Source organism: Neobacillus drentensis (genome assembly GCF_036962765.1).
Classification (GTDB): Bacteria; Bacillota; Bacilli; order Bacillales; family Cytobacillaceae; genus Neobacillus; species Neobacillus drentensis_C.
On sequence record NZ_JBALOS010000421.1, the window covers coordinates 1 to 3,210 of the forward strand.

Consider the following 3,210-nt stretch of genomic DNA (forward strand, 5'->3'; position numbering starts at 1 on the left):
ACACTAGATAATCTGATTGTGGAATTTGATAAGACCGGAGACTTTAAGAAAACAGATATGAATGAACTTGAAATGTTTGAACAATTGATTAACCAATATGAACAAGCAGTTCAAGAGGAGTATATAAAAGAGGTAGTTCTAAAAAGTGATCTGCTCTTGAATATCAAACATAAATTAACAATATATCTAGGGGGCTATGCATCAAATAACGATTTTAATAAACCAACTGAAGTATTACTTGCAGATATACTCTTTAATTTTTATTTATCGGATAAAATTGTCAATAAAAATGCTATCGGCATCTTAAAAGATATCTATGATCAATCGGATCAAAATGGAAATAAAATAAAAGCTCATTTGGATAACGCTGTGAAAATGTCTGAAAAAGGTAATGAGTTTCTAGAAAAAGATCTAGGTATCCCTGCATCAAAGTCCTATCAAAATGCATATAAACAAGTGTTATTCGGACTTGAAAAAGCAGGCTATCCATTAAACACAGAATTCTTTGAATCTACCTCTGACACGGACGGTGACACGATAACAGATGGAATAGAATTCCAAGAGGGAATGAATCCATTTAAAATGGATACAGATGGGGATGGTTTAAAGGACAATATTGAATATGAGATTAAATCATCTATTTCCCCAACAAAATATGATACAGATCATAATGGCATAAGTGACGCAGATGAAGATAGCGATGGAGACGGCCTGAATAATAAAGACGAGCAGGTTTATCAAACAGCTTTAATGAAGAAAGATTCCGACCAAGATAGCTTAACTGACGGATTTGAAGTACAACAGTTTGATTCATTACCTAATAAGGATGATACAGATAGCGATGGATTAAGTGATGGAGATGAATTTGCTTTAAAGACAAATCCGAATACTGCAGACAGTGATAATGACGAGATCACGGATTCACAAGAACACCATAAACAATCTATTCGTAAATCATTGAATCAGCCTGATCAATCAGAAATTACTAGTGTAGAAGTTAGTTTTAGTGCAACGGATAATATAAATAAAACGACTAGAATTACAGCAAACAAAGGCAATATTAAAACAGCTAATTTATACGGTCTGATTGGTTTTCCGGTAGGGATCAATACTCAATCAGAATTTGATAAAGCAAGCCTTAAGTTTACTTATGATGAAGCACAGCTTGGAGACACATCGGAACATGATTTAGGCATCATTTGGTATAATGAAGATGAGGAAATGTTTGAAAGCCTTAACGCTGTGTTAGATACAAGTAAGAATACAATAAGTGTGGAAACTACTCAGCTTAGTGAATTTATGATTGTTGATAAGAAAAAATGGCTGGAGCTTTGGAGTAAGGAAACTGACTCCTCAAAGAAGCTTGGGGTAAAAAGCGATGGTTCAGGTGGCGAAGAGATAGATTCAGATGGGGATGGCTTATACGATACCTATGAAACGGAAGGAATGAAAACACCATACGGTATAATCTACACTAATCCTGATATGAAAGATAGTGACGAAGATGGATTAACCGATGGGCAAGAAATGGGTCCATTCAGAACATTCACGTTTGAGATTTTTGGAATTACGATTCATTTTGAAGGTTTCTTTCCAACCAGTTTACCAGACCAAAAAGATAGTGATGGAGATGGAATTTTTGATAATGAGGATTCAAAACCGTTGTACGCTAATTTATCCAATTTAGTCATTTTTCAATCAGATCGACCAGAAGGTTATGATGAAAATGGAAATGTAGCGAATGATATGACAACAAATGATTATACAGGAGATGAAATGACTGACATTAGCTGGATGTTCCATCTTCAATTACTAGAATCATATTTCCCAGGTATTCTCTTTGATGAGTTCGAGACAATGTCCACAAGCTTATTTTCTACGGGAGAAATGGAAGATGTTGTTTTAGATATGATTGATCATTTTGAGGAGGGAACTGGTACAGCGTATAGTAATCAGACTTTAACTAAAAAAGCGAGTGAGCATGAGACAACAAAAGACTATGTTGAATTTGTCAAAAATGCTTTAGTTGATGAGCTAAAGAAAAATGGAGGAAATTTGGGAGCACTTCGGTTTGATGAAAGTACAAAAGCAACTAATACATTTTATCAAAATATGCAGGATAATGCTTCTTACCCGACGTTTAGCAGCTGGAGTGATAGAATAGGCGGACTTACCATTACAGTAAATGATACGTGGGGGAATACGATATCCGTAAAAGATTTTTCAGTAGAGAACAATCACTTTGAAGGTGTCATGCATGTTCGTTTATATGATCATTTTGGGCTAGATCAGCCAGATGTGGAGAAAATGTATGTCAACTTAGCAGGATTTCGTTCTTGGTTTGTCTTACAGCATTATGAAGATTATGATGGGGAATATAAACCCTTTGTTACTTTAATGGAAATGGATATCCCATTCGAGGGGGAATTGAGCAATTAAAGTTAATTTAAAAATTCTAGTTTTGATTATTAGTATATTCTTCATTCCATTATACTTAATTGGATGTACAAAGAATGAGGAATCAAGCGGGGAAACAAAGATTTTCGAAATTGCCAATACAGAACAAATCGTTGGTAAAAAGGATGAAGAAGTGGTAACTCTTAGAAAGCATTACATGATTCTGAATCCACCAAAAGATTTAAAAGATTTGAAAGAATTAGTTAAAAAATACAGTAAGAATCATCCAGTTGAAGGTGAAATGAAAGTAATAGAAGGAAAAAATAGGATTTTTTATATGTCCTTCTATAGGGAAAGTGACGATTTGCCAAGAGACTGGCAGCCTGATGACAGTTACATGAATACGGATCGGATGGAACATCATAAACATGATCTCATTGCATCGATCATTTGGTCAGATGCTGAACCACAAAAAGAATACAATGTTTATGATAAAAGTAAGGAAGGAAAGGTAATTAAGAGGATGCGTTTTATTGAGGATCAGCTTGTTGAGTGATACACTATCCATACACTAAAAAATAATGAAATGGAAATTGTTAGAAACTACAACAGGAACACTACATGATAGACTAGGGATCACTATGAATATTTTCCATAGTTGCCCTCATTACTCAAATCGTTTCCATACTCTATTAAAACTTTAATATTCCATAATACCAGCTAATATAATTTTTTCTTCGTTCCGTTAAAGGGCGCTTTTCTTGAATAAGAAGGCGTCTTTTTGTATTGTACTGGATTCTGGAACAACACTTA

General features: G+C 34.4%; 2 protein-coding genes. Both read left to right on the forward strand.

Translation table 11 applies throughout. The features are described 5' to 3' along the window. A partial coding sequence (locus V7137_RS30295) for a DUF3289 family protein (protein WP_335701502.1) occupies positions 1–2,439 on the forward strand: 2,439 nt, incomplete at its 5' end. 22 nt (positions 2,440–2,461) lie between these two features. Further along, positions 2,462–2,953, forward strand: a complete 492-nt coding sequence (locus V7137_RS30300) for a hypothetical protein (RefSeq protein ID WP_335701503.1) — start codon at positions 2,462–2,464, stop codon at positions 2,951–2,953. Positions 2,954–3,210 lie beyond the last annotated feature (257 nt).